At 60.0% G+C, this 26,206-nt stretch carries 20 protein-coding genes and 1 pseudogene; 9 read left to right on the top strand and 12 right to left on the bottom strand.

The window, feature by feature from the left end; genetic code table 11:
- Window positions 1–248 precede the first annotated feature (248 nt).
- The 3 genes from LY44_RS17645 to LY44_RS06740 all read left to right on the top strand — a co-directional run bounded on the left by LY44_RS17645 (window position 249) and on the right by LY44_RS06740 (window position 3,650).
- On the top strand, window positions 249–1,250 hold the full coding sequence (locus tag LY44_RS17645; RefSeq protein WP_146707216.1) for a hypothetical protein: 1,002 nt from the start codon (window positions 249–251) through the stop codon (window positions 1,248–1,250).
- Window positions 1,251–1,535: 285 nt separating this feature from the next.
- Complete coding sequence (locus LY44_RS18140) at window positions 1,536–2,090, top strand: hypothetical protein (protein WP_055209620.1); 555 nt, start codon at window positions 1,536–1,538, stop codon at window positions 2,088–2,090.
- Window positions 2,091–2,117: 27 nt separating this feature from the next.
- Window positions 2,118–3,650, top strand: a complete 1,533-nt coding sequence (locus LY44_RS06740; protein ID WP_055209621.1) for an AIPR family protein — start codon at window positions 2,118–2,120, stop codon at window positions 3,648–3,650.
- A 21-nt stretch (window positions 3,651–3,671) separates the two neighbouring features.
- Here LY44_RS06740 and LY44_RS06735 read toward each other — a convergent pair whose 3' ends face one another.
- The 10 genes from LY44_RS06735 to LY44_RS06690 form a co-directional block, all read right to left on the bottom strand.
- The gene (locus LY44_RS06735; RefSeq protein WP_055209622.1) at window positions 3,672–4,115 is read right to left on the bottom strand and encodes an EcoRII N-terminal effector-binding domain-containing protein; all 444 of its coding nucleotides are present in this window, start codon (window positions 4,113–4,115) and stop codon (window positions 3,672–3,674) included.
- Window positions 4,112–5,932: a DEAD/DEAH box helicase gene (locus LY44_RS06730; RefSeq protein WP_055209623.1), complete on the bottom strand. Its 1,821-nt coding sequence runs from the start codon at window positions 5,930–5,932 to the stop codon at window positions 4,112–4,114. Before LY44_RS06730 ends, LY44_RS06735 begins: the two co-directional genes overlap by 4 nt.
- The gene (locus LY44_RS06725; protein WP_055209624.1) at window positions 5,929–6,762 is read right to left on the bottom strand and encodes an HNH endonuclease; all 834 of its coding nucleotides are present in this window, start codon (window positions 6,760–6,762) and stop codon (window positions 5,929–5,931) included. The genes LY44_RS06730 and LY44_RS06725 overlap by 4 nt, the downstream gene beginning before the upstream one ends.
- A gap of 1 nt (window position 6,763) precedes the next feature.
- Window positions 6,764–8,392, bottom strand: coding sequence for an ATP-binding protein (locus tag LY44_RS06720; RefSeq protein ID WP_055209625.1), 1,629 nt, complete (start codon window positions 8,390–8,392; stop codon window positions 6,764–6,766).
- 49 nt (window positions 8,393–8,441) lie between these two features.
- Window positions 8,442–8,897, bottom strand: a complete 456-nt coding sequence (locus tag LY44_RS06715; RefSeq protein WP_081024438.1) for a very short patch repair endonuclease — start codon at window positions 8,895–8,897, stop codon at window positions 8,442–8,444.
- Window positions 8,890–9,966, bottom strand: a complete 1,077-nt coding sequence (dcm, locus tag LY44_RS06710; RefSeq protein ID WP_081024441.1) for a DNA (cytosine-5-)-methyltransferase — start codon at window positions 9,964–9,966, stop codon at window positions 8,890–8,892. The genes LY44_RS06715 and dcm overlap by 8 nt, the downstream gene beginning before the upstream one ends.
- A gap of 244 nt (window positions 9,967–10,210) precedes the next feature.
- Window positions 10,211–10,600, bottom strand: coding sequence for a PIN-like domain-containing protein (locus LY44_RS06705; RefSeq protein ID WP_223230730.1), 390 nt, complete (start codon window positions 10,598–10,600; stop codon window positions 10,211–10,213).
- Between the two features lie 2 nt (window positions 10,601–10,602).
- The gene (locus LY44_RS06700; RefSeq protein ID WP_055209628.1) at window positions 10,603–11,307 is read right to left on the bottom strand and encodes a hypothetical protein; all 705 of its coding nucleotides are present in this window, start codon (window positions 11,305–11,307) and stop codon (window positions 10,603–10,605) included.
- A gap of 195 nt (window positions 11,308–11,502) precedes the next feature.
- Window positions 11,503–12,213, bottom strand: coding sequence for a hypothetical protein (locus tag LY44_RS06695; RefSeq protein WP_055209629.1), 711 nt, complete (start codon window positions 12,211–12,213; stop codon window positions 11,503–11,505).
- A 117-nt stretch (window positions 12,214–12,330) separates the two neighbouring features.
- A complete protein-coding gene (locus LY44_RS06690) occupies window positions 12,331–13,581 on the bottom strand; it encodes an MgtC/SapB family protein (protein WP_055209630.1) in 1,251 nt (416 codons plus the stop codon).
- 431 nt (window positions 13,582–14,012) lie between these two features.
- Between LY44_RS06690 and LY44_RS06685 the strand changes: the two genes are divergently transcribed.
- Entirely contained in the window at window positions 14,013–16,931 is a 2,919-nt protein-coding gene (locus LY44_RS06685) for a beta strand repeat-containing protein (RefSeq protein ID WP_111395985.1), read from the top strand.
- A 55-nt stretch (window positions 16,932–16,986) separates the two neighbouring features.
- Here the strand turns inward: LY44_RS06685 and LY44_RS06680 are convergent.
- Window positions 16,987–17,127, bottom strand: a pseudogene (locus tag LY44_RS06680) (IS256 family transposase); the annotation flags it as partial.
- A gap of 95 nt (window positions 17,128–17,222) precedes the next feature.
- Here LY44_RS06680 and LY44_RS06675 point away from each other — a divergent pair.
- Window positions 17,223–19,187 carry an AAA family ATPase gene (locus LY44_RS06675; RefSeq protein WP_055209633.1) on the top strand — a complete coding sequence of 655 codons (1,965 nt, stop codon included), beginning with the start codon at window positions 17,223–17,225 and terminating at the stop codon, window positions 19,185–19,187.
- Window positions 19,188–19,198: 11 nt separating this feature from the next.
- Here the strand turns inward: LY44_RS06675 and LY44_RS06670 are convergent, their stop codons facing one another.
- Window positions 19,199–20,065, bottom strand: a complete 867-nt coding sequence (locus LY44_RS06670) for an SOS response-associated peptidase (RefSeq protein ID WP_223230729.1) — start codon at window positions 20,063–20,065, stop codon at window positions 19,199–19,201.
- 592 nt (window positions 20,066–20,657) lie between these two features.
- Between LY44_RS06670 and LY44_RS17640 the strand changes: the two genes are divergently transcribed.
- The 4 genes from LY44_RS17640 to LY44_RS17635 all read left to right on the top strand — a co-directional run bounded on the left by LY44_RS17640 (window position 20,658) and on the right by LY44_RS17635 (window position 26,193).
- Complete coding sequence (locus LY44_RS17640) at window positions 20,658–20,885, top strand: hypothetical protein (protein ID WP_146707215.1); 228 nt, start codon at window positions 20,658–20,660, stop codon at window positions 20,883–20,885.
- A gap of 214 nt (window positions 20,886–21,099) precedes the next feature.
- A complete protein-coding gene (gene tnpC / locus LY44_RS06660) occupies window positions 21,100–22,845 on the top strand; it encodes an IS66 family transposase (RefSeq protein ID WP_055209636.1) in 1,746 nt (581 codons plus the stop codon).
- Window positions 22,846–23,776: 931 nt separating this feature from the next.
- Complete coding sequence (locus LY44_RS06655) at window positions 23,777–25,045, top strand: hypothetical protein (RefSeq protein WP_055209637.1); 1,269 nt, start codon at window positions 23,777–23,779, stop codon at window positions 25,043–25,045.
- The gene (locus tag LY44_RS17635) at window positions 25,045–26,193 is read left to right on the top strand and encodes a hypothetical protein (RefSeq protein ID WP_146707214.1); all 1,149 of its coding nucleotides are present in this window, start codon (window positions 25,045–25,047) and stop codon (window positions 26,191–26,193) included. The genes LY44_RS06655 and LY44_RS17635 overlap by 1 nt, the downstream gene beginning before the upstream one ends.
- The last annotated feature ends 13 nt before the right edge of the window (window positions 26,194–26,206 follow it).

The raw sequence follows: 26,206 nt of genomic DNA, 5'->3' as shown, positions 1-26,206 counted from the left end.
CGCCCTTGCTCTGCGCTTAGCACGAATGGCCGTTTCGGGGATCAACGCCGCGTAGCATTCAAGGCGCACTATCGGCGGCTCTGGGCTGAGCGCGTGGTTCTGGCCGTCGCCTTCGCGGAGGGCGGACCTTCGCTGCGCTTAGGATCAATGACATCTAAGTACAAAATCTTGGCTAGGCAGCGTACAATTCAATCTGGCAGATTGAGCTTTTGTGATGAACTTACGAAAGATATGTTGTAGCGTGAAGCATGACCGTTTTTACGCTGACTCGACCTACAATTTATCAAGCTCCAAAAGGCCTGAAGTTTGAGGAGTTCAAATCCCTTATCCCTGATTCAGGTCGGCGACGACTTCTTTGCACGCACGGTGACTTCGATACTCGTGCTGCACTCTTGGGGACCAAAATTGAAGATCACTGGGAGCCCGAAGTAAAAGAAACTTGGATGAGAAATCATGCAGCTATAATGAAAGGCCTTGCTTACGAATTTGGCGAAAATGAAATTATCGAAAAGAGCGAAAGATTTATTGAGATTGATACGAAGCCAATGTCAATAATTTCATATCACAATGAGTTTTTCGCGCAGGTGCGTTCAGCTTATGTGATGGGGCACTTTTACCCGTCATTGGTGGGAGCGTGTGCCTTAGGTGAGAGGATACTCAACCATCTTATTATCGACATGCGCCCAATGTTTCAAAATACTGCCGAGTATCAAAAAGTCTATCGAAAGAACTCATTTGATAACTGGGACGCGCCAATATCCACATTGGAGGCTTGGGGCATTCTCCTGCCTGAAGTGGCAAAAGAGTTCAGGGAGCTTAAAGTACTTCGTCACCGGTCCATTCACTTTAATAAAAGTACCTATGAAACATTGCGGAAGGATTCGATCAGTGCGGTTCTCCATATGCGCAAAATCATTGACTGTCAATTTGGAACTTGGGGCATTCGCCCTTGGTTTATAAGCGGGACAAAAGGAAGCACGTTTGTAGCTAAGGATTTTGAGCTACACCCCTTTGTGCGAACTTATTTTGCGCCACAATTTCCCTATGTTGGGCCGTTGTTTGGAATTAGGAATTTCGAAGGTCACGGTTTAGAAGTGATGGATGTACCCGATTACGGCGATGGTGAATGGACGGATGAGGAATTTGCGCAACAGTTTAATAACCGAAATGAGGATAAAGTAATAAAGGAGCCGCCCGAAATGATATTGGCCGAAGATGCGCCGTTATTCAATAAGCAACCTTCTAAATAACTCTGCTGCACTCCACTCTCACTTTTGGATTGGTCTTGGTGGGTTAACCAGACCTTGGCTGTTGACCGCGCCAATGTCGGCTTGGAGTTGGCCATGTCTACGATGCCAAGATCAACGTCAGGGGCAGTAATCCTTGCACCACCGTTGGCCGTCTCCCAGTCAACGACCGGTTGTCCACATCTTTCGGAGTAGTTTGGTTTGCATTCGATGGCGACAATGCAAATACTTCGATTTACGGAGATCGACGCGCTTTCCGGATTTTGATGACGCCCAACGGAGACACGATTGGAACACCTGAACGAATTCAACCAGGAACTTCTTGCCGATATCCGCGAGGAGAGTGCGGTTTCCGGGCTTGATGCGCAGGATCTCGCGTTCGAACGCATGTGTTCGACGCTGGAAGCGGAGGGTGAACTCGAGACATCAGATCGGATCAAGTACCGGGGAGCCGCATCGGGCAAGACATTGCGCATCGACGGACATGGCGGGGATCCGCGTGATGCCGAAGGCATCCTCAGTGTCGTGGTCTGTGAGCTTTTCGAAGACGACGCCCCCGTCAGCGTGAACGCCGCGGACGTGAAAAAGCTCTTCGGTCACCTCATCAACTTCGTGGCGGCCTGCCGTCGGCGCGAGTTCAGGGACCAATTGCCTCTCGGAACCCCTGAATTCGGGACGGCGACGATGATCGCCGAGGCGTGGCCCGCCGTGTCCAAGGTGAAGCTCATCCTGGTCACGAACGGCGCCTACAATGCCCGCACCGACGCGGTGCTTGCGGGTAAAATCGACGACATTCCGGTGACCTACAACATCTGGGACCTGGGCCGTTTGCATCGGGTCTAAACCACGTGCTCGAAGGAAAAGATTGTCGTGAACTTCGCCGATGACTTCGGCGGCGCGCTCCCGGCATTGGCCGCTTCGGGTCCGGAAACCGCCTTGCCTGCCTATCTCGCAGTGATCAACGGCCGACAGCTCGCGGATCTCTATGACAAATGGGGGGCAAGGCTGCTTGAATCCAACATCCGGAGCTTCATCCAGGCGCGACGAAAATCGGTCAACGAGGGGATCCGCGACACGATCAAGGGCGAGCCCGAGATGTTTTTCAGCTACAACAACGGTCTCTCTGCAACGGCCGACAGCGTCGAAACCGTGGTGGACGGGGCCGGGGTGCGGATCCTTTCGGCGAAAAACCTTCAGATTGTGAACGGCGGCCAGACGACGGCATCGCTTCACGCAGCGCGGAAACACAGCCCGGATGCCTTGGCGAATATCCATGTCCAGATGAAGCTGACAGTGGTTCCTGCGGAGGCGTCGGAGCAGGTGGTGCCAAACATTTCCAAGTTCGCCAACAGCCAGAACAAGGTGAGCGCCGCGGATTTCTTCTCGAACCATCCGTTCCACATGCGGATGGAGGGATATTCGCGTCGGGTGTTCGCGCCACCGGCGCAGGGCGCCAGTCGGCAGACGCGCTGGTTCTATGAGCGCGCCCGGGGGCAATATCAGGTCGAGCGCAACAAACTCGGCACCGCCGATCGCCGACGCTTCGACAACGAGCATCCGAAATCCCAGTTGTTCAGCAAGACCGATCTCGCGAAGGTCGAACTGTCGTTCCGGATGAAACCGGACACGGTCAGCAAGGGTGCCCAGAAAAACTTCGCCGCATTCGCCTCGGACATCGGTGAGGCATGGTCCGCCAGCGATCGCAAATACGACGAAACATGGTTCAAACGCCTCGTGGCCAAGGTGATCATCTTCCGTGCGCTCGAACGCGCCATTCCCAAGCAGGAATGGTATCCTGGTGGCTATCGGGCGAACATCGTGACCTATGGCATCGCCAAGATGGTTCAGGATGCTGACGAAAAAGGAAAACTGCTCGATCTGGACTCGGTCTGGAATGCTCAACAGGTTCCGGATGTCATGATGGCAGCTCTGCTTGCGTCATGCGAAGCCGCTGCCAGCGTGATCACCGTGCCGGAGAGCGGGATCCGCAACATAACCGAATGGGCGAAAAAGCAGGCTTGTTGGGCCGCGGTGATGCGGCTTGAGGTCGACCATGCCGAAAACTTTGACGATTGCCTCGTAGAGCCCCAAGATGCGAATGCGGCTCAGCGAGACGGCCGCCGCGAGGCTGCGATGGTCTCCGGCATCGAGGCGCAAGCGAAGGTCATCGAACACGGTGGCGCCTTTTGGGAACGGCTCCGGCAATGGGCGGCGCCGAACCGTCAGTTTTCGCTCAAGGACGACGGTATCCTGAAGGCATGCGCCCAGCAGGACCGTCGGCTTCCCTCGGAGAGGCAATGCGTTGGCGCGGTCGAAATTCTTGGGCGTGCAAGGGCTGAGGGGTATTTCGACATCGAGGAAACGCCACGGATCCGGATCTCCGGCGGATCACGCGTTCACTGAAGATTGCGGGATGGCGGCGCGTCAGTGGACGCGACGCCATCCCGTCGTGAGCCTGATCCGGACCGGGCCATCATCGTCTGTCGGCTCGGGCATCGCCGCCTCGCGCGAGATCACCCGGATGCGGTAGGTACCGGCATCGTCGTCTTTCGAGATCTCGAAGGTGTCGCCTTCCTTGGCGCCAGCATCCCTCAGGAACTTCGTCAGATAGGTGATCCGGTATTCGTTCCGGGTTCCTGTCGGCGCGTGAAGCCGGTTGTTGTAATAGACGAACCGCAGGCGGAGCACCTCGCCATCGGGCGTCACGCAATTGATCCAGGCGTCCGGATTCAGGACACCGGGATCGAGAGGCGGCAGAAAGGCGAGCAACTGCCCATCGCCCCGCGGGACGAGAATGCCGCCCATGTGGCCGCCTGTGGTGCCCACGTCATTGGCGCTGAGGGTCTTGATGAAGGTCTGCGTGCTCATGTCCTCACCGGAGATATTTCGAGTGCCCGTTTCAGGTCGTCCGCGTCACGGCTCGACACGGGCACGGTTTCGTTTGCCAGATCGCTTTTCCATGCGGACCGTTCGAGCATCACCTCCTCGACCGTGTTCTTGTAGAACAGCCGGTAGATCGTGACCGGTTCCGTCTGCCCCCGCCGATGCGCGCGGGCGCTCGCCTGCGCTTCCAGTGCCGGGTTCCATACGGGGGTGAAGTGGATCACCACCGTGGCCGCCGTGATGTTCAGCCCGGCGCCCGCCGCCTTGGGGTTCAGCACGAGACAGGCCGCGCCGTCGAATTCGGTGAAGGCGTCGACGATCGCCTGGCGCTCCTGTTGCGGCGTCGATCCGTTGATCGCCCCCCAATGGACACCGGTGAAGTCCTTGCAGGCTTGCCGCAGCAGATCGCCGATCCGGTTGAACAGGGCAAAGACGATGACCTTGCGCCCGTTCTGGAACGCCTCGCGCAGCAGATCGATCACCCTTTCCATCTTGGGGGTGATCAGGGGCAATTCGTCGTGGGTGACGATTTTCACATCGTCCCAATCGGCGGTCTCGGCGTCAGGAACCCGGAGCCACGGGTGCGCACAGACGAGTTGAAGCTGAAGCGTGGCCACGAGGGCACCGGCGACCGGATATTTCTGGAGTGTCGCCTCGCGCACATCGTCATAGTGCCGCGCGAGGCGGTCATCGAGTTCGACGGGCAGGTCGATATCGATCCGCTCCGGCAGGTCCGCGGCGACATCGCGCACGCGCCGCTTCAGGATCACGGGATCCGTCAGCGCACCGAGCGCCTTGCCGGCCTCGACGGTGTCCGGGAATTCAGCCTCGAATACCGTGCGGTCACCCAGCATCCCGGGAATTGCGAAGTCGGCCAACGACCAGAGGTCGAGCAGCGTGTTCTCCACCGGCGTTCCGGTCATCGGGATCGAGTGGCGCCGCGGGATGGTGACGATCGCCTTGCGGCGGTTCGAATGCGGGTTCTTGATCGCCTGCGCCTCGTCGCAGATCACCCAAGACCATTCGAAAGAGGAAAAGATCGAGACGTCGTTGACCATCGTCTCGTAGGTGGTGATCACGACGCTCGCCACCTGAAGGTCGCGATAGATCCCGGCCCGGTGCGCCCCGCGATGCACCATGATGCTGATCCCGGGGGCGAACTTTTGAAACTCCCGGACCCAGTTGGCGATCAGGCTGGTGGGGCAGACGATCAGGGCCGGCGCGGTCTTTTCGGGCGGGTCAAGAAGCAGAAGGGCGATGATTTGCAAGGTCTTGCCCAGCCCCATCTCGTCGGCGAGAATGAGGCCGCCCGTCCGGTTCACGGTTTCCCACATCCATTGCACGCCGCGCGCCTGATAGGGGAAAAGATCGGCGTGGAGCCCCGGAATGTCGACCTCCGCGCTCAGCTCCTCCGCGGCGAGCTTGCCTGCATGCAACACGTCCGGGGCAGCTTGGACGGCGATCTCGTCGGAGCAGGCACGAAGCAGACGGATCGCCGTCGGATAGCTGATGTTCTCCGCAGGCTCCCCCCCGAGCATTCGGGACAGCAAAGCCGGAGCGTCGGCAGGGATCGGCCGCAACACGTTGCCATCTGCAACCCAAGCATGGCCGGGCGATGGTGCCACGAACACTTTTTCTTCGCCGCGCACGACGCGACGCCCGCCGAGGCGGACCTGAATGCGCCCATCCTCACGCCCGATGAGGATCACCGGCTCAAGGATGCGCTCCGAGACGGAAAAGCCGTCGGGAACCGATGTCGCCATCGCCTCGAACGAGGGTGGTTGGGCCGCGAGGTCGATCATCCGTTCACCTCCCGCGCATCGCCAAGACCGAGCAGCCGCCGGATCTCCTCGAGGGAATATGGCGCGGGGCGACGGGTATGAACTGCGCGGTGACAGTTCGGGCAAAGCGGAACGAGATCGGTCGCCGGATTGTAGGGCCGAGGGGCGGACAGCAAGGACAGCGCCTCGAGGTGATGCACCTCGATGATGCCCCCCGCCGCACCATAGGCCTGGCGCGGCTCGAAGCCACAGCAGGCGCACTTTTCCCCATGCAGGCGGATACACAGCAGACGGTTTCGCGGGTTGCGCTCCCGCCGCCGCACGGTCGAGAGCAGGATTGCCCCCTCGAACTCCCCTTCCGCCTCGTCCTCGGCCTCGATCACGTCATAGCCGATCAGTTCGGCCATGGCCGCCATCATGGGGACGATCGCGTCCTTGCACATGGCTGTCAGCGCGGCTTCCGGCTCCTGCGGCAACCTCCGGGCGGTGGCGATCACCTTCGTCTGACCCGTCTCCACCCGCCAGGAGGTGACATCCTGCCCGCCCAGATCGAGTTCGATCGACGAGGGGATCGACCCCAGCAGAGCCTGTGCGAGGCGGACGTCCTCGTCGCTCGCCGCGCGGATTTGCCGGACGACATCGCCGGCGAATGTTCCGAAGCCCAGCGTCACCTGGTAACCCTTAAGGCCGACAGGGCGCAGTTCGGCGACCGGGCCGTGCCGTTCGTCGAGATCGGAAAACCAGATGCTCAGCCGTGTCCGCGTTCCGGTCGGGTCCACCCGCATCCCGATCGCGGCGCCTGTGCCGTTCTCCAGTTCTTTCCGGATGAGTTCCTGCTGGGCCGAAAGCATCTCAATCCTCGTCGGCCTCTGTCAGCTCCGAAGGTTCCGGATCCGGCATGTTGCGCAGCAATTTCCGAAGGTTGGAGGAAATCTCCTCGCGAATGTCCTCGAACACCGGCTCCAGTTCCGGATCGGTATTGTTCTGCTCGGCCATCGCGAAGGCGTAAAGGAGCAGGTCCATCCCCTCCACCGCATAGCCGTTCGCGGCGGCGCGCTGGTAGATCTTCTGGTAAAAGTCGTGATGCTTGTTCAGGATCACGCCCGGAACGTGTCCCGATGCGCCTGGGCTGCGATAGGCCGGTTCCCAGAGATGCCCATTGGTGATGGTGGTCACCGCCTCGACGTGGATCGAGTCCGGGCTGACATCGTTCTGGATCGGGGCCTTGATCCTGATCTTCACGCCACGGTTGTTGTTCACCTCGGCGGTCTGCGTGGCCACATCGACGCCCGCAACCTGCGGTTTGGCGGTGTTGGGCGTATTCGCGATGTTCTTGTTCGCGCTGGAATGGTCAACCGTGTTCTTCTTGTTCGCATCCTCGCGGGAGATGCGCCGATACCGCGCCTCTGCCTCTCGACGGATCGGAGAAAGGAATTTCTCAAGCCCGTCGCCAAGATCGGGGTGGAAGAGTATCCGGGATTTCTTGACGTCGATGCTGAAGGCGTCGTCCAGCTCGTGGCCGAAGTCGAACTCGATCCGCAACAGGGACGTGTGCGGTTCGGGCGGGCCGAAGACATCCATCCAGCCGCCGTCCTGGATGAGACGCCCTTCCCGATAAACGTAGAACCCTTGGGCCCGGTTGGTGATCCGGGCGAATTCCGCCTCTTCGTCTTTCTCCATGTCGCGCCGGTGCGGGAGGATCCATGCCTTGATGCCCGCCGTCTCCTCGCTCCCGTCAGGAAGCTCGACGATCAGCTTTTGCTTGTTGGCCGCGAGAACCTGTTCGGACCGTTGCGGATAGAAGGGGTTCCAGGGCTTCGCGGGCGTGCCGTCGATGCGGATCACGACGTCTTTTTCACGTTTGTCGGTCACATCGAGAAACCGATGGAAGACGAGCGAAACATGTCGGCTCAGAGCCTCCGTCATGCGCTTGAGTGCCGCTTTTTCCTTCGTCTCGTCCATGTAATCCTTGGAGAGGATCCGGTCGCAGTTCTCCCAGACGACGAGAGTTCCGGTCGGGCCGCACAGATCTTCGAAGAGGTCGATCTCGTCGGCTGTCACGGGCGGGGCCAGCATTTCCCAGGCATTCTGCGCCGCGACATGCTCAAGGTCCCATGTATACTTGGCGAGATCTGCATCCGGGCTCTTCCGCGAGATCACGCTGAAACGTTTGCACACCGAAGTCGACGCCGTCTTGAGCCCCAGTCCGAACTTGCCGAGACTTTTCGGGTCCGGCCGCTTGTTCGCGCCATAGCGCATGGCATCCCTGATCCCGGCCGCATCCATGCCGTGCCCGTTGTCCCCGAAGCTGACGATCTTGCGCCCGCCCGTGAGCATCTGGACGTCGATGTTGATCTCTGTGGCGCCCGCCGCGATGGAGTTGTCGATGATGTCGGCGGCGGCGGTCTTGACGTTATAGCCGGTGTCGCGCAGGCCGTAGATCAGCCGGGCGGCATTGGGATTATTGATAAGGTCGCTCATTCTTCCAATTCCTTGCTGTCCCGCGCCTGCGCGCAAATTCCGGATCGCCTCAGGAGAGGCCGCTCGATGTCAATTCTGCACCTGCTTCAATGCCTTGCAACCATGCTGCGACAGTCCGGACAAGACAATCCACAGAAATCGACCTTGTCGCGCATTCCCAGACGACCAGCACCCGCCAGCCAGACCGTTCAAGACTTTCGCGCGCGGAGAGATCACGTTCGCGGTTCCGGAAAATCTTTTCGGTCCAGAATTCTCGGCGCGTGGTCGGAATGCGGAAATTGGCGCATCCCTCGTGACCGTGCCAGAAACAGCCATGAACAAAAATCGCACTCCGGTATTTCGAAAAAACCAGATCGGGAGACCCCGGCAGATCGCGCGCATGAAGGCGAAAGCGGAAACCCGCCGCATGCAGCCCCCTTCGCAGCACCATCTCCGGCTTGGTGTCCTTGGACTGGACCCGCGCCATCATCTCGGACCGCGAAAGGGGAGCTTTCTTTTCAGGCAATCTTGTTCCTTCTGCCCCTGATCGCGATCACGTTGCCCAGCCAAGGCGCCATCGCCTCGGCAATGGCAACCGACACGGGCGCCGCCACGGCATTGCCGAACTGGCGATAGGCCTGGGTGTCGCTCACCGGGATTTTCCACGGATCGTTCGAGCCGGGGCGGTCGAAACCCATCAGTCGCGCGCATTCGCGGGGCGTCAGGCGCCGCGGGTTCTTGCCGGGCTGCGCCACCAGGATTTCCGACCCGTCCTTATGGTAGCGGGCGCTCAGGGTGCGCGCCACGCTGTCCGGACCGACGAGGCCGAAACCGAAGCCGTTGCCGGCGGCGCGATGTTTCGCGGCATAGCGTTGCAGATAGGACCAAAGGCCGTCGGTCAGCGTGTAACGGTCGCTCACCTTGGCCTCCGGGCCGACGGTGAAATGGGCGTCGGGCGCCTCGGAGCCGTCCTCGGGGTGCAGGATCGACGACAGCGTCGGATTGGGCCCGGCCGGGATCGAGACGTCGTTGAAGGAGAAGGTCGTCTTGTGGTCACGACGGAAGCCGGCGATGAAAATCCGCTCGCGATGCTGCGGCACCCATGACCGCGCGTCGATCACCTTGTGGTCGACCTCGTAGCCGAGCTCGTCGAGGGCGTGCAGGATGACGCGCATCGTGTTGCCACGATCATGGCTCAGCAGGTTCTTGACGTTCTCGAGCAGGAAGGCCTTCGGCTTGTGGTGACGCAGGATGCGGACGACGTCGAAGAACAAGGTGCCCTGCGTCTCGTCGGCGAATCCGTGCGCACGGCCCAGCGAGTTCTTCTTGCTGACACCCGCCAGCGAAAACGGCTGGCAGGGAAACCCGGCCAGAAGAAGATCATGCTCCGGGATGTCGGCCGCGTCGACCTTGGTGATGTCCCCGGCAATCTCGTGATCCTCGCCGAAATTCGCCCGGTAGGTCATCTGCGAGTATTTGTTCAGCTCGCTGGTGAACACGCACTGCCCGCCGATCGCGTCGAAGCCGCGGCGCAGGCCGCCGATCCCCGCGAAGAGGTCAATGAAGCGGAAGCTGTTGGTCTGGGTCTGGTCCATGCGCGTGTCCTGCTCGTTGCCCCACAATATCCTGGGCTCAGGCTGTGGGCTATCGCAAATCTTCTTTCATGCAGTCTCATGGATGCTCATGAAAAAGTCCAGGCAGAGCGTGGCACTGATTTCAGGCGGCCAATCGAAAAATGTGGAAAACCCGTTTCCGAGGACTTCCTGACGCCTTGCGCCGCTTCCGGCATGACTATCGGGTTTGCTGTCGGCCGGCATCCACGCCTACTTGCGAGCGCCATCACGCAATCGGCTGCAGGAGGTTGCCTTTGCCCGGAATTTCAAACATGGACCCGCCGCGCACCAGAGGCACTTGCTTCTCGATCGTGTCCCAGACCGCCATGAGGCGCTCCATCTTCTTCAACGTGGGCGCCTTTTGAAGGCTCGGCGCAAAGAAAAACCCGATCAACCGGGACTCGGTAAACACGCGCTTTTCCGAGCGGTTTTTCGATATCCTGCGATCGGCGGAGAGGATGACCCATGCACCATCCCGTGCAAGTTCCGTCATCCATGCGATGTCCGTCACCCCGGAGCCGAAGCGATCGCGAAGGTGGATGATCTGGTGCTCGTTGACGAAAAGGGCGGCCAAAGCCTTGGCCATCGCCGGGGGAAGATTTTCGTCGAGCATCATCCTCAAGCGGCTGCGAGCTCCTTGTGGAAGGTCACCGCATCCTGAACGGCCGCACGATCCACCTCGTAAAGGGCGGCCACCCGCGTCACAGAGCCCTCGGCGACGACGGCTTCCGCCAAAACGATCGTCGGCACGCCGGATTCTGCCGCGATCGGCTGACCGAAGGCGCGCTTCGGATCGACGACGATGCTGGCCCTGCCATGGAACGGGCGCCAGCGGGTGACGATGTCATCCTCGAGATCGAGATCCTTGAAGGTGCGCTCGACGATCTGATGAAACACGAATTGCTTCCGCTTCAGGTCGATCAGGACGGGCGTGTCATCCTGTTCGAGACTTTGCAGAAAGATCCGCTTGCCATCGGTGCGGAAGCGGCCGGACGAGAATGGTCGATCCGACTGGATGCATTCGCGAGCGGTCTCAAGGCAGGACCGGACAATTCGGATATCGAGCCCCATCTCGACGAAGGCGCGCACGAAGCGAAGTTCGACGAGATCGCGGAAGCTCAGCTCGGCCGCCCCATCGGCATGAGGAAGATCCGTGGCCCAAAGAGGAGGAGAATGCCGCGTCTCGCCATTTCTCGCCTTGAAGTCATGACCGAGCAGCCACCGCCGGACGGTCCGGGTGGGCGACTTGAGGAGCTTCGCGGCCTCATCGATCGTATAGAGACCGATGCCGACGAACTCGTGCGGTGACTTGTGTGCGGTCATGGTGTTTCACAGGCAGGTCCGAGGTCGCGCGTCGACGACATCTCGGGATCATGGGGACAGGGTGCCGATTCTGTGCCCCCCGTCAAGCATCTCCGCCAAAGTGCTTCGAAGATGAGGTTTTCAACTCGGCTCGGCCGCCACCCGTTCGGTGGAAGCGGATAGGCGCTCCGAAGGCCATAGACGCGGCCATACGCCTTACGGTTGAGATTTGTACCGGTCGCCCCAGAATTTCAGGCTGTGATTGTCAAGCCCGCAGCCAAACCGGCTCGGGATGGCCCGAAACTCGGCGGGAATATCCTTGCCATCGCCCCCCGCCCTGAAGAAGTCGCGGACGGAACAGAGGGCATTCAGCACCATATCATCCCACTCCTTCTCCAGCCTATTCTCATTTTCACGCGCCTGCTGGGCTTTGCTGACCTTCCTAGGGGAGGTTTGCGAACCAAGGTGCGGCCATGGCGTCGATTTGTGCAGGAAAGTGATATGGCCGAACTTCCATTCATCCTCTGCGGAGGCCCGCCAACGATAGCCGATACCAACCTTCAGCTCGTCGCGATTGATGAGCGGTCGCCCGACGTAGTCATCGACGACAAACAGAAGCGCATCACGCTCTTCCTCGAGGACCCGTGCCTTCATCATGCTGACGGCGTAAAGGATGTCATCTCCAGCCTTGCGCGCCTCTCTCTCGGTCCGCTCTGTTTTCGCCTGCGACTTGGCTTGACGAAAGGTATCAAGGGCTTTTGCAAAAATCTGTCGCTTGCCTTCAATGAACTCCCCGCATTGCCAAAGCGAATACTCGCTCAGGGCGCCTGCCCCGCGGCGCTCGATTTCTCTCTCGATTGACCCGCGGAGAAGGTCGGCGTTGATGGCAGAGATCGCAGCTTTCTGACTTTCAGGTAGATTGATCATGACCTTGCCCGCCCTCGATAGGTTCACGGACGCAAGGTGGGGACGCGATCAGAACAATTCAATCGCCTCCTCTGAACGCTTCAGACGATTGTGCCACGTGGTTGCGGCCCCTTCCGATCACATGAGCAAACTGCCCGCCCAAGCCGCCAGGATGACCAGAACCAGCCCCGGCACGACGCGCAGGGCAAAGCTGCGCCCGCCGCTGATGGTGGCGACCAGGATCTTCGTCGCCGTGTTCGCGCTCAGCCCGGCGAGGATCGGCACCGCCGCCGCCTCGGGCGCAACCTTGCCTGCAGCGACCAGCGTCGCCACCGAGATCGCCGAGGCATGGGTGTCGACCAGCCCCGCCACCGTCGCGGCAAGAAGCACGCCGGAACCCCCGAAATTTGCCTGCAACCCGGCCGCGAGGATCAGCACCAGCGCCAGCACGGTGCCGAAGATCAGCGCCGTCTTCAGGCTGAAGGCGCTGCCGGGACCGGGCGTCTCGGGCGCGGGATGGCGCATCGCCGCCAGCGTCAGCACCACTCCGTAGGCCACGGCGGTGAAACCGGCAAAGACCAGCGGCAGGATCAGCTGGCGCAGCGTCGGCAGGCTGACCGCCGCCAGCACCAGCGCCATCTGCAGCACCGTCGCCACGGTCGAGAGCACCGCCGCCGCGACGCAGGCGGCACGCATCTCGGGCGATTGCAGCGCCCGCGCCCCCATCGCGCCGATCGTCGCGGTGCTGGAGACGAACCCCGAGAGCGCCCCCGACAGCGGCAGCCCGAACCTCGCCCCGAAGACCCGCACCGCCAGATAGCCCGCCGCGCCGATCGCCATCACCAGCACGATCACGATGCCCAAGGAATGCGGATTCAGCGCGAGCCAAGGCCCCATCGGCCGATCCGGCACCAGCGGCAGGATGACCAGCGTCGCCGCGGCAAAGATCAGCGCATCGTCGAGTTCATCCTTTGAAATCAGCGTCGTGACCAAGGTGTGCAGCCACGCCTTGAGATGCAGCAGCACCGTCACCGTGACGGCGATCGCCGCCGCCATCTGCGGCGCGGGGATGCAGAGCCCGCCCAGCAGCACCGTCAGCAGCAGCACGATTTCCGTGGTCAGCCCCGGGTCCTGATGCGGCCGCTTGCCGTAAGACACGGCCAGCAGCCCCGCGACCGAGGCCGCGACGACGGCCAGAAGCACCGCCCCGCCCAGACTGAAGGCCACCGCCCCGGCGGTCGAGGCGATGGCGAAAGTGCGCAACCCCGCAGGCGAGCGCGCCGGTCCCTCGCCCTTGCGCCGCTCGCGCTCGGTGCCGATGAGCGCGCCCACGGCGATCGCACTCACCAGGTTCAGGGCGGGCGGAACGAGGATCGGCAGCGTGTCCATGCGGGCCTCCGGAGCAATTGGCTCCATGACAGCACAGTCTGCCGCCCCGCGCCTTGATCTGGAACGCCATGGACAGCGGATATATTCGCGCGGCTCGTAGATCGCCGTCACGGCCTGTCCGGCGGTTGACACGACAAAACGCAACAGACTTTGTCGGCATGGTGAAAATCTGAAAATCCGGATTTTCAATGTGTGATCTCCGGTCATCTGGAAATAAAATATGATATCTTTTCCGAAATGATATTCAACGCGCAGCATTGTGCCGCCTGAAGATGCCTAAATCAACAGTTTTGCGAAATTGTTTTTCCGAGATTGGCGGCAAATTCGACTTATTTCGCCGTTTCATGTGAATTTCCGTCTCATCTTGTTTGGTTGCTTTCGTTCGCGTGATTACAATGGAGAAAATGGTCCCCAGTAGACGAGGCGTAATCATGGCGCGCAATATGACGACACAACTCTCTCGCATCGCCCCCGAAGGAGATCGGGCTCGGTCGGGGCTGACCGGCGTCGCGCGCCATCTGCTTTCGGTCTCCGTCATCGCCCTTCTGTTCGGTCTTTCCCCGGCCGCGGCGCAGTTTCGGATTGATCGGGCCGGTGAGGTGACAGAGGAGAGTTCAGGCGTGATCCAGAGCACGGTCGGCTATCTGGCCGACACGACGACTGGAGGCGGCGACAACCTTGGCGATCACATCGCCACCCAGGGCCTGAACATGGCCGGGTTCGGGATCTCCGGCATTCTCACCCCGGATGGCAGCGACCCGGGCGCCGGCGTCAACGTGCAATATGTCGAGGACATGTTCGGCGCCTATACGCCGCCGGAGCCCGACCTGTCCGACTATGTCACGAAATCGGGCATGCCTCAGACCATCACCAGTGCGAAAACCTTCGATGGGCCGGTGCTGTTTTCCGACGACGTGCAGGTGACGAAGGTGCCGGCCTCGACGCGCGATGTCACTAACAAGGCCTATGTCGACGATGCGATCGACGATCTGGTCACCCTGACGACGAACCAGAGCGTGAGTGGCGACAAGAGCTTCACCGGTTCCGTCGCGGTGCGAACGCCCACCGGCGACATGGGGGCGGCGAACAAGCTCTACGTCGACAACGCGATCTCGGCTGCGGGCGGCAGCTATGTCACGATGGGTACGAACCAGATCATCGGCGGCACGCCGATCACCGGGGCCAAGGGCTTCACCGGTGCTGTCACCTTCGGTGGCGAGGTCAATGTTACAAGCACCCCTGATGATGCGAATGATGCCGTCAACAAGGCCTATGTCGACAATCTGACCGACGGGCTCGCTGGACGGGTGACCGTGCTCGAGGGCGATGTGACCGCGCTCACCGCCTCGGTGACGACCCTGCAAGGCAATGTCGTCTCGTTGCGGAGCGACGTGACCACGCTGCAAGGCGATGTTTCGACCCTCGACACCCGTGTGACCAATCTCGCAAACAGAACGATCACCGCGGGATCGGGGATTACCGCTTCGGGCACGCTCGGCGGCGGGATCACGGTGTCGGTGGATCCGACCGTCGTGCGCACCTCGGGCAATCAGACGCTGGCGGGTGTGAAAAACTTCTCGTCCCTGCCGACGGTCCCGACCGCGGCCCCGACGCTTGCGGGCCAGGTGGCCTCGAAGGCCTATGTCGACGCCCAAGTTGCGGGCGCGGTCGGCACCACCTATGCCGCGGGAGACGGCCTGTCTCTTGCGGGCACCACTTTCGCAGTGAACGGCACGGTGGTGCGCACGACGGGCGATCAGACGCTGGCCGGCGTAAAGACCTTCTCCGCGCCGATCGCGGGCTCGATCACCGGCAATGCGGCGACGGCAACGAAGCTGGCGGCGGCGAAAACCATCAACGGCGTGGCCTTCGACGGTTCTGCTGCGATCACGCTGCCGACGGTGAATACCACCGGTGCTCAGGCGGTGGCAGGGGTGAAGACCTTCAGCGATATCCCGGTCATCCCGATCACGGCACCGACCGTGGCGGGCCAGGTGGCCTCGAAAGCCTATGTCGATGCGCAGGTCGCGAGCGCAGAAGGCACCACCTATACCGCAGGCTCCGGGCTGTCGCTCGTCGGCACCACCTTTGCGGTGGATGGCTCGGTGGTGCGCACCTCGGGCGATCAGACGCTTTCGGGGGTGAAGACCTTCTCGGCGCCGATCGTGGGTTCGATCACCGGCAATGCGGCAACCGCGACGAAACTGGCGGCGGCGGCGAATATCAATGGCGTGGCCTTCGATGGTTCCGCTGCGATCGCGCTGCCGACGGTGAACACCACCGGTGCCCAAACGGTGGCCGGGGTGAAAGCCTTCTCCTCGCCGATCGTAGGCTCGATCACCGGCAACGCGGCGACGGCAACGAAGCTGGTGGCGCCGAGCGCCATCAATGGGGTGGCCTTTGACGGTTCCGCTGCGATCACGCTGCCGACGGTGAACACCACCGGTGCCCAAACGGTGGCCGGGGTGAAAACCTTCTCCTCGCCGATCGTGGGTTCGATCACCGGCAATGCGGCCACCGCGACGAAATTGGCGGCGGCGGCGAATATCAATGGCGTGGCCTTTGACGGTTCCGCTGCGATCACGCTGCCGACAGTGAACACCACCGGTGCCCAAACGGTGGCCGGGACGAAAACCTTCACCGGCACGCTGACGGGAACGGGAACGGTGAACCTGCCCCCGGCAACCTATATCCCGGCGATGGGCACCACCTCGACCGCGGTGGCCAACAAGGCCTATGCGGACACCAAGGTGTCCCTGACCGGCAACCAAGCCATTGCGGGCGTGAAGGATTTTGCCGCCTTTCCGACGGTGCCGATCGCGACGGATCCGACCGCGGACAATCAGGTCGTCAGCAAGAAATATGCCGATAGTCTGGCATTCAATATTACGAGACGGTTGGATCTCGGAAATATCCGTATGCTGATCCCAGCTGTAAAGGGAGACGGGGCGACTTCAAATATGTACAAAAATTATTATACATCGGATAGATCCATGACCATCAATGTCGGAAACCCACCGTCCGGGTATGAGTGGATCTTGAAAGCTACTCTTTCTTCTGCGGCACCCATAACGTTCTCTGCGACCCGCTATTTCAAGGCTCTTCCGGGAGACGTCATCACTTCGGATGGGTCATCTCTCCATTTTAACAGCAACCCATGGACTACATCCGCACTGGCTCAGAACGGGAACGGGCTGTATATAACTGATCCTTTGAACAGGTCAGTTTCCGGACACTTCATTGAAGCAAACAGCGAAGATCCTTTGATCATTTCTGGGAAACCCTCACTCGGAGATGTAAACGGTATTTATTATTCTGGGAGCTTGGAGCTTTTTCTGTCTCCGATCTGAAGAATTGCGAATTGTCAACGACAGACGACATAGACAAGCCATGCGCGAGAGGGTTGCCGTTGCGTTGTGCCAGCCGCTCGAAGATCTTCTCGCCGCCGTCGGTGCCGGTCTTGGCACCGACCTCAAGCTTCATCAGTCACTCGGCTGCGAAACAGCTCATCTCGCGCAGCAGATCCGCATCGCCGCTCTTCTCCATATGCGCGCTGAGGTTCAGCCATCAGCAGGTGCCTCTTGACGCCGCACTCGCCTTCGCCACTATGAGTTGATCCTGGGCAGAGGCACAGCATTCCAATGAAGCTGATAAAAGCGCACGCGACTAATTATCGTAATATCATCGACTCGAATCCGGTCGAGATTGGCCGATCAACCTGCTTGGTTGGCAAGAACGAAGCGGGAAAGACGGCTTTCCTGAAAGCACTTGAATGTCTTCGATCAACAAACTCAGAATTCAAGAGCTACGGAAAGACCGAGAATTATCCGCGGCGATATCTGAGCGAATACGACAGTAAGCACGAGGATGGCGATGCAGTCGTCATGCGAACTGAGTGGGAATTGGAGCCGGCCGATATCAAGGCAATGGAAGCGACGTTTGGCGAAGGGGTTCTGAATTCCAAGACCATCACAATTCAGAAGGCTTACGATCAGGACAACGCAACGTGGTCCGTTCCTCTGGACGAGGAAAAGGTATTCGACAATCTTGTAAAGCGCTTCGCGCTGGACCAAGCGGATCGGGGTCCCCTTGTCGCCGCGAAATCGACCAAAGCCGCGATGAAGATCCTTGAGGCTCTGCCGACACCGACCGAGCGCCAGACTGAGCTTCTGGCGGCGATCAAGAAGTTTCGTGACGGATCAGCCAACCTCCACGCCATCGACACACTGAACGCCCGCACTCCGAAATTCCTCTACTTTTCTCACTATGACCGCATGAGCGGTGCGCTTTCCATCAACAAGATGAACACGGACAAGCAGCATGGTATACCGCTGGAAAGCGGTGACCGGGTGTTCCTCGATTTTCTGGAGTACGCAGGGACGACGATTGACGAACTGGCCGCACTCGACAGATTCGAGGAACTCAATGCCAAATGCGAGGCTGCGGCCCTTAGGATCACCGAGCAGATTTTCGAGTATTGGACCCAGAACGATGATCTTGAGATAACGGTCGTTCTGTCCGAGGGAAAGGCAGCGGACCCAGCGCCATTCAACAGTGGCCCGGTCGCCCGCGCCCGAGTTAAAAACAAGCTACACGGTGTCACCGTTCCCTTCTCGGAGCGATCCGCTGGCTTCATCTGGTTCTTCTCGTTCCTCGTGAAATTTGCCCAGATCAAGAAAAGCCACGGCAACGTCATTCTGCTTCTCGATGAACCTGGGCTAACCCTGCACGGCACCGCTCAGAAAGACCTCTTGCGATACTTTGCAGAGCAGATCGCCCCCAAGCACCAGCTGATCTACTCGACCCACTCGCCCTTTCTTGTGCCGGCCGATGATCTTTCCAGCGTGAGGACCGTCGAGGACGTTGTGGTTCGGGATGATCGAGGCAGGAAGCAGTCCAAAGGTACCAAGGTTCGCTCAGATGTTCTGACGACTGATCCCCAGACAAACTTTCCGATTTTCGGCGCGATGGGCTTTGAAGTCACCCAGACACTGGTGATTGGAAAGAATACCCTGCTGGTCGAAGGACCAAGCGATATCCTTTATCTGCAAGCCGCATCGGCTGCCCTCAAGGCAGCAAAGCGCACACACCTTTCGGCCCATTGGGCGATCTGCCCATCCGGTGGCATCGATAAGGTGCTGCCTTTCGTGCGGCTGTTCTATGGGAACAAGCTGAACGTCGCTGTGCTTACGGACTTTGACCGAGGCCAAAAGCGAAAGCTCGAGGATCTTCACAAGTCGGCCCTGCTCGAAAACGAGCGGATCATCCTTGCCACTGAGATTGCGGGAAAAGACGAGGCCGACATTGAGGATTTCTTCGATCCTCGGTTATTCGTGGATTTGGTCAACAAGACCTATCAGCTCGGCAAGGCGCACCAGCTCACCGTGAAAAAGCTGATGGATGCGGACGCGACAACCGAGCGGCTGGTCAAGAAGGCCGAGGCCTATTTCCGTGTGCTGCCTCCGCAATGCCCCGAATTCAGCCACTTCGACCCGTCGGTGTATCTCTTGCAGCATCCTGAGCTTCTGAGCGGCACTGATGATCAAGTGGTGAAGACTCTCGAGCGGTTCGAGGCGGCGTTCGAGCGGATCAGCAAACTAATTTAAGGTTTGAGGCGTCAACTGGGGCAGCGCACGAAGGACTGCGTTCCACCCTGTAGGTTGATGGCTTCGATCAGCTCCGGGCCATCGTCTTGCAGTCCGAACGGGGCGACCGGGTGGCACGCCAGCTTCACCCCGGTTCCGAGCGGTGCAACGTCGTCCGAGCCTCCCAGCCACGCGTCGCGCTCGTCGGCATTCAGGATGACCGGCATCCGATGGTGAAGCCCGGCCATTGCCCCCGTCGCCTCCCGCGTCAGGATGGTGCAGGTCAGAAGATCGCGCCAGCGGCTCGCCAGCCCGGCCAGATAGAGGTTCGCCTCGTTTCCGGCGGGGTGGAAGAAATGCGGCTGGCGGGCGCCCCTGGGGCCGCTCCACTCGTAAAAACCGCCGACCGGCACAAGGCATCGGCCATGCCGCCAGACCTGCCGAAAGGCGGGCTTTTCGCGCGCATCCTCGATGCGGGCGTTGAACGTCGCGGCTTTCCACGCCTTCGGGCTGTCGCCCCCGAACCATGACGGGATGAGGCCCCATCTGGCCTCCATCGCGATCAGCGGAGATTTTGCGAGGATCACCACCGTCTCGGTCGGCTTGACATTGAACCGAGCCCCGAACGGATCGAGCTTGATCTGCGACATGTCCACTTCGGTGTTGCGCAGATTGGGATCGACGAACCGCCCGCACATTTTCCGTTCCCCGCGTGATGCCAGACCTCGGCTCAGGATGCGCACGGCCGGGGCCTGACGCGAATCAAATCCTGCCAAAAACCAGCGCGCAGGGGCGAGATTCTGGCCGTGATCAAGCAGCCTGCGCCTCGAATGCCAAAAGGCGCCGAAAGACACCTTCGCGAATCGCCAATGAAATAAAGTCAAGACCGAAACGGCCAATGATGACGATTTTTCCGGGGCGCATTTTTATGGGAAGTTAGGTGGCACCTGTCGATCCGTCGCCGGTCGGTCGGCCCTTCCTTTAATCGAGTAGAAGTAAGTAGGAAGGGACTTTTGGCAAGCCCCCATTTGGCGCCCGCAATTCAATAAATTCAGACCGTTGCGGATTTGCACAGACCCGAAAAATCGACAGGTTCGCCCCGTCGACCCCATTGTTCGGGCGACATTTCTGCCCTTATCTCATCGCCATGATGACCCAGAACACGCATATCACCCCCGCCGCCTCCCGGCTCATACGCTGATCCCTCCGGATCGGACGTGGGGTTTCGTGTCTCGCATCGATGCTCTCCTGACCGACTTCTCGCCCCGAATCACGCCCGTAAAATCGGACGTCGCGCGGCTTGAAACGGTCATCGAGAGGTTCTCTTGCCGCCCGAGCGCCGAAACTTTGTGAGGACCGTCCCGAAAGGGACCCGGAATTCGCAAGGTTTCAGCACCCCCTCCGACCCGGTTCAGACGCCGCGCAGCCCGCTTTCGGGGGCTGCCGGTCGTAGAGCGGGATCAGTCGGACACAAGACCTGAGGTGGCGAAAATGAACGGCGAAGCGAAAAACGAAGAAAAAGACGGAAAAGGCATCAAGTGCTTGTTTATTAACGATTTCTTCCGTTTTGAGCGCTCTCGCGCTATGACTCTGCCGGATCCTCGCCCCCATCCTGGAGATCGCAATGACCTGCACTTGAGCCCTGAAAACGAAAACGCCGGGATGTTGGCGCATCCCGACGTGGACGTGATGTGGAAGGCCGAAGCCCACCAGCATTGACGACTGGTTCATAGCATTTCCTGCGGCTCGCCGCAAGGAAACGCCCGGCTTCAGCCCTCCTCGAACCGGACCCTACGACAGCAAGAGAAGCATCGCTTCGGGCGCGTTTTTTCGCATGTCCGGAGGCTGGCCTCGTCATGCCTGTCGATCGGGTCCGCCTCCCACGGACCGCCCGACCCGGGCGGCTCTGCCCCGAAGAATGAGGACACCGGAAATGGCTGACAAAGACCAGACTGACAAACCCCTGAAGGACGAGATCCTGCCGCCCGAGGACACCGCCCCCTTGATCGCGCAAGAGACCGTCCAGACCGAGGAAACGGTCGAGGGCGAGCTCAGCCCGATGGGGGAGATCATCACGGAAATCACCGATTTGCTGGCCGCGCTGCCCGGCGACTGCGCCGAGATCAAGCATGGCATCGAGGAGTGCCTGATCGGCGTACATCTGGAATTCGAAGACGTGGTGTCCCGCGAGAGCATCGCCCGGCGTCAGATCGCCACCCTCAAGCGGAGCCTGCGCCAAGAGAAGGAGCAGGCGAAGCTCCTGCGCCACAAGATCTTCGTCGGCGGATCGGACAACAATTACCAGGACATCGAGGACGGCACCCTCGATCTGCCCGACGACGACATCGACGAGGAGGAAGAGACGCCGAAAGCGCGCAAGGGCAAGCAGAAGCGGAAAATGCCCAAGGACATCAAGACCATCGAGATCAAGCATTATCCGGAGCAGACGCACTGCCCCTGCGGGGGCGAGTTGAAGGAGATCGGCCACTGGATCTCCACCCTGCTCAGGGTCATCCCGGAGCATTACGTGTGGGAAAAGCACATCTACTTCCGCTGCGCCTGCAACCGCAGCGCCGCCTGCAAGGAGCACAAGCCCGTGTCCGCACATGCCGAGGGCTTCATCGGCCGGAGGCGCACGATCACGCCGAGGACCGTGGTCGAGGCGGTCTGCCAGAAATTTTACGAACACTCGACGCATTACCGCCAACGGCGTCGACTGGACAACGCCGGGTTCAACGTGGCGCGCCAGACGCTTAGCCGCAACGCGACCCACATCGCGGGCTTTCTGGAGCCGGTGTGCGATGAAATCTGGCGGCACGTGACCAGCGGGCATGCGGCGCACATGGACGAGACGCCGTTGCGCACCCAAGCCAAAGGGGGCTGCGAGACGACCTGGCTCTGGGGTCTGTGCCGCGATGAACGTGGCTGGAACAAAGAGGCCGAACCGGCGGTTTATTTCGAGCACGACGCCTCGCGTGGCGGGCATGTCGCGGAGCGCATGCTCGAGGGCGCGCTGATCGACACCCTCCAGATCGACGGCTGGAAGGCCTACAACCGGATCCGCCGGGTGCCGGGGCAGAACGACGGGGTGGAGATCGCGCGCTGCATGGCGCATGCGCGCCGCAAGTTCACCGACAGCCAAAAGGCCGCGCCGAGCACCCTTGCGAAGCGCGTGATCAAGGGGCTCAAGGCCGTCTATGAGGTCGAGGAACGGGTCTATGGCTGCCCGCCCGAGGAGCGCCAGGCGCTGCGCCTCGCCGAGGCGCTGCCGGTCCTCGAAAAGATCCGTGCGGACCTGCTGCGGGTCCAACCCGATCTGGCCAAGGGCAGCCTGAAGACTGCCGTCAATTACTTCCTGAGCGGCTGGGAGGATCTGACCCGGTACGTTTATGACGGTCGGCTCGCGATCGACAACAACCCCGTCGAACGCTGCATGCGCGGGATTGCCCTTTCGAAAAAGAACTCGCTCTTTGCCGGCAACCTCATGGCTGCGAAGAACTGGGCCATCTTCTATTCCTTGATCGAGACCGCGCGCCTGAACGGCGTCGACCCCTTCCGCTATCTGAGCTGGGTCATCGATCAGATCGAAAAGGGGCGTGAGCTGACCGATTACAGCCAGCTGATGCCCTGGCATTACAAGGCCGCCAACGAGGCCCCGTCGCAAGGCAAGGCGGCCTGACCTCGCTCCGGATCGCCGCTTTCTGGGCGGCGATCCCACCCCCGCGCCACGCGGATATCGTGTTTTGAGCCGGGCCCCGGGATCGGGGTACCGGCCAAAAGCCGTGCGCGCTGGCCTTCTGCAAGCCGATGCGCCGCGTTGCCCGTGCCTTCAGGCTCCAGAGCCCTTCGCACGCTCCCCGACACATTTGACCGCCGCCGCGCCCACCGCAGGGCCTCGCGTTCGAGGCGCACGCCGGTTGCGCTCATTTTCATTCCATTTTGCGCCCCGCAGGCAGGCCGACACGCCGTCCGGTCCGCGGGAACAGCACCGCCATCGCCCCATATGAGGGCCGAGGGGGGGCGGCATCCGCGTGGCGACAGCCCACGACACGGGTCTCGAGCCGACCGTAGCCGGTTCGCGCTCCCTAACTCCATCACATCCTGAGCGCCGCAGGCGGTCCGGCATGCCGTGGGGTCCGCAGGAGCATCATTGGCATCGCCCCGTATGAGAGCTGGGCGCGGTATCAGCGACCCGCGGCAGCAGTCCCGAACCCGGCGCTCAGCCGATCAGCGCCCACGTCCACCACCGTTCCGATCATCGCTCGATTCGACCCCAGGCGCGGAATTGCGCCAAGAATCTTTCCCCTCAGGGGCCGAAAATCGGGGTTTATCGGGCCGATGCACCGCTTACGGTCGTGCCGCCTTCGGGCCAGTGACGATCAGCGCCAAGGCGCGCAGGACAAGCGGGAAGGGTCGCTCGGGCAGCGCGGGCGGGCGTCGGGTGAACATTGGTGTGCCTCCGTTGATGGTAGAGGCTGACACAACGAGAACAGAACCGCCGGGGACGTCAACCGTGGTTGCGGCGATGGATATGCTTCCGTGGGAATCGCCGTTGCTCCGGCTGTGCCACTATGCGAGGCTGTCTTGTCACCGTAGTGCGGAAATTTCTAATGAACGCTTCCACCGAAAAAGAAACGCGCGGCGCATGGATAGTTCATCATGCACGAAAAATCACAATGGATGTAAGCGCCCCGGCTGAATATTCCGCGCTCGATGAGGCGGGGAAAGCCGCTGAACTGCTAATGCGACTGGGAGCGTCTGCCGAAAGCAACCTTACGACAGACGAAGTGAGCGCAATAGCCCGCGCTGCCAACCTAAACGCAAGGACCGAGCTCCCCCATTATCTGAATCTACTTAAGCAACGTCGGTTGATTGACACTTCCAATTCAGAAGTTCAGGTGCTTGGTGTGAACGCCCGGAGTGTTTTGCGGCACGCATCCGACATTTTTGAAGATGCGAACCCAAGCAATAGTGAAATTGCCGCTATTGAGCTGGGAGAGGTTGCTTCCCGTGCGCCGATATTGCGCTCGGACGCGGCGCAGTACTTTGGCGACACCTATAAGATGAAATCTGCCGATGCGTCAGAGTTTATCAGGCGAGCGGGTGAGATCGGCTTCGTTGATCAGGAGGGCGACGATCCCAGCAACGTCCTTTTGTTCAACGGTAATCTCTTCAAACGGGATAGTGTGGGAAAAGCGGCAAAGGTTCTGTCGTCGCTTGGTTCAGCGGAGCAGGCAAAGCTTGTGGAGTTGAACGGCCTGCTTAGTTCAAGCGGCTGCATGTTGGCATCAAGGTGTGAGAACATACTGGGCAACCAACTCTTTGAGAAACTCAAAGCCGCAGGAGTGCTTGAAGTTAACACCGTTGCCAACGAGCAGGGAGACCATGCGTTTGTCACGCTCCCGGGTGCCTTCCACAAATTCGTAAACCCCTTGATCGACGACAGCTTTGACATGGCAAAGGCGTTGGTTTCGGCGTTGGCGTATGGACTTCATCTTCGACCGTCTTCGCAGGGTCGAATTGTCAGTGTCGATTGGATTCTGGGCGCGCTTATCGCAGGGAGAACAATTGGCCCTGCGACAGCTATTGCGAACGACTACAGGATACTAGAGCAGAACCGGGTCGTTCAATTGATACCCGCACATAGTGGAATGTATCGGATGAAACTGCTCAAGCGGGAGGTTGGCGAGCTAGCACTCCAGGTACTCAAGCGGGGCGACGCAAACGCTGAAACTATCCAGACCCCGCCGAGCGCGCCAATCACTGGTTACGTTGGGCCGGAGCGCACGCGAGAGCAGGCGCGTAAACATCAGTCGAAGCCCAGTAGGCAGCAGACGCATGATATTCTTAGCGCCCTCCGGGGTGGACGGGGGCTGTGATGGGAGAGCGCAAGGACCAAAAGGGTTTCCGTCTGGAAGAACTTCTGAGAGCATATTTTATCCGAGCCGGGGTATATGCAGTGCGAGGTGTTCCGTTGAAGTTTGATGGCGATGATCTAACGGACATCGACATTTGGCTTTATGAGCGGCCCACTGGATCGTCGCGCCGAAGGCAGATCGTGGACGCGAAGTCCAAAACGAAACCAAAAGCTATCGAACGACTGCTCTGGACGAAAGGCCTCTTTGAATTACTTGACGTTGATGGAGCATACATCGCCACTACTGACACAAGGCCGCTTCTTAAGGACATGTCTCGACGGCTTGGTATCTCTGTTCTTGACGGATCCGACATTAAGCGCATGGCAGAAAGCGACAAGGTTGTGTTTCCTGACCGCCTTGCGGAAGAAGAAATAGACGATGCTATTCGTCGTCGGGACACTGATAGGAGGAATAAATACCTCCAAACGGGTTATTCAGATTTGAAGGGCGCACTGATCGACAATTTTGGTGGCGGCACAGCAAACCGGGCGCTTGAGCATGTCCATCGCTTCTCAAATGAGTTGGTCGCAAGCCATCCTAACTCCCCAAGTGCAGAAATTTGCCTGAGACTTACTTACATCGCTGCATCAATTTCGGCGATTGCGATTGATGCCGCATTGAGTAAGGTTTCGTTTAAGTCAACCGATGAGCGGCGACATGCCATAATCAATATAATCCGATATGGAGATGAGGACGAGGCCAGAGGCCTTGAGAAGGTGCGAATTGCTACCGCGCTAATAGAGAGATACGCGCCTAATGGAGGCGCGCTGTCTCAGACTGTGGCCCAAGCCGTCAGAAAAGACTATGCCAAGATACCGGCAGAGATTATCGCGGATCACGTTGTAGGCAATATCCGGGCAGATGGCCTATTTAGGATTGCACGGAGCCTCGATCTGCGTGCTTTCAATCGACAACTACTGGGCTTCGACGACTTGTCTCAAGAGGAAAAGGCATTCATCGGCGTCCTTGTGGATTTTGTAGATTGTGATCGCGCGGCCGTTGCGAAAAGCTGGACTCCCAAACCGTCTGTCAAGCCGGACGCCACAAAGTCAGGTATTGAGGTAGTGGACGAGTTGGGCCCCCTTTTCGACAATCGAAAAGGGGAGTGATCGCCTGCGCGGA

Source organism: Rhodobacter capsulatus (assembly GCF_003254295.1).
Taxonomy (GTDB): domain Bacteria; phylum Pseudomonadota; class Alphaproteobacteria; order Rhodobacterales; family Rhodobacteraceae; genus Rhodobacter; species Rhodobacter capsulatus.
Note: the sequence above shows the minus strand (reverse complement) of the source record. Positions and strands in the feature narration are given on the sequence as shown.

What these genes read in the sequence shown, in the direction of transcription:
- LY44_RS06725 (WP_055209624.1), bottom strand. Translation starts at nt 6,762, where the DNA reads ATGCTTTCGGCCCAGCAGGAACTCATCCGGAAAGAACTGGAGAACGGC.
- LY44_RS17635 (WP_146707214.1), top strand. Translation starts at nt 25,045, where the DNA reads ATGGGAGAGCGCAAGGACCAAAAGGGTTTCCGTCTGGAAGAACTTCTG.
- LY44_RS17645 (WP_146707216.1), top strand. Translation starts at nt 249, where the DNA reads ATGACCGTTTTTACGCTGACTCGACCTACAATTTATCAAGCTCCAAAA.
- LY44_RS06690 (WP_055209630.1), bottom strand. Translation starts at nt 13,581, where the DNA reads ATGGACACGCTGCCGATCCTCGTTCCGCCCGCCCTGAACCTGGTGAGT.
- LY44_RS06705 (WP_223230730.1), bottom strand. Translation starts at nt 10,600, where the DNA reads ATGATGCTCGACGAAAATCTTCCCCCGGCGATGGCCAAGGCTTTGGCC.
- LY44_RS06675 (WP_055209633.1), top strand. Translation starts at nt 17,223, where the DNA reads ATGAAGCTGATAAAAGCGCACGCGACTAATTATCGTAATATCATCGAC.
- tnpC (WP_055209636.1), top strand. Translation starts at nt 21,100, where the DNA reads ATGGCTGACAAAGACCAGACTGACAAACCCCTGAAGGACGAGATCCTG.
- LY44_RS06695 (WP_055209629.1), bottom strand. Translation starts at nt 12,213, where the DNA reads ATGATCAATCTACCTGAAAGTCAGAAAGCTGCGATCTCTGCCATCAAC.
- LY44_RS06700 (WP_055209628.1), bottom strand. Translation starts at nt 11,307, where the DNA reads ATGACCGCACACAAGTCACCGCACGAGTTCGTCGGCATCGGTCTCTAT.
- LY44_RS17640 (WP_146707215.1), top strand. Translation starts at nt 20,658, where the DNA reads ATGAACGGCGAAGCGAAAAACGAAGAAAAAGACGGAAAAGGCATCAAG.
- LY44_RS06730 (WP_055209623.1), bottom strand. Translation starts at nt 5,932, where the DNA reads ATGATCGACCTCGCGGCCCAACCACCCTCGTTCGAGGCGATGGCGACA.
- LY44_RS06685 (WP_111395985.1), top strand. Translation starts at nt 14,013, where the DNA reads ATGGCGCGCAATATGACGACACAACTCTCTCGCATCGCCCCCGAAGGA.
- LY44_RS06720 (WP_055209625.1), bottom strand. Translation starts at nt 8,392, where the DNA reads ATGAGCGACCTTATCAATAATCCCAATGCCGCCCGGCTGATCTACGGC.
- LY44_RS06655 (WP_055209637.1), top strand. Translation starts at nt 23,777, where the DNA reads ATGAACGCTTCCACCGAAAAAGAAACGCGCGGCGCATGGATAGTTCAT.
- LY44_RS06735 (WP_055209622.1), bottom strand. Translation starts at nt 4,115, where the DNA reads ATGAGCACGCAGACCTTCATCAAGACCCTCAGCGCCAATGACGTGGGC.
- dcm (WP_081024441.1), bottom strand. Translation starts at nt 9,966, where the DNA reads ATGGACCAGACCCAGACCAACAGCTTCCGCTTCATTGACCTCTTCGCG.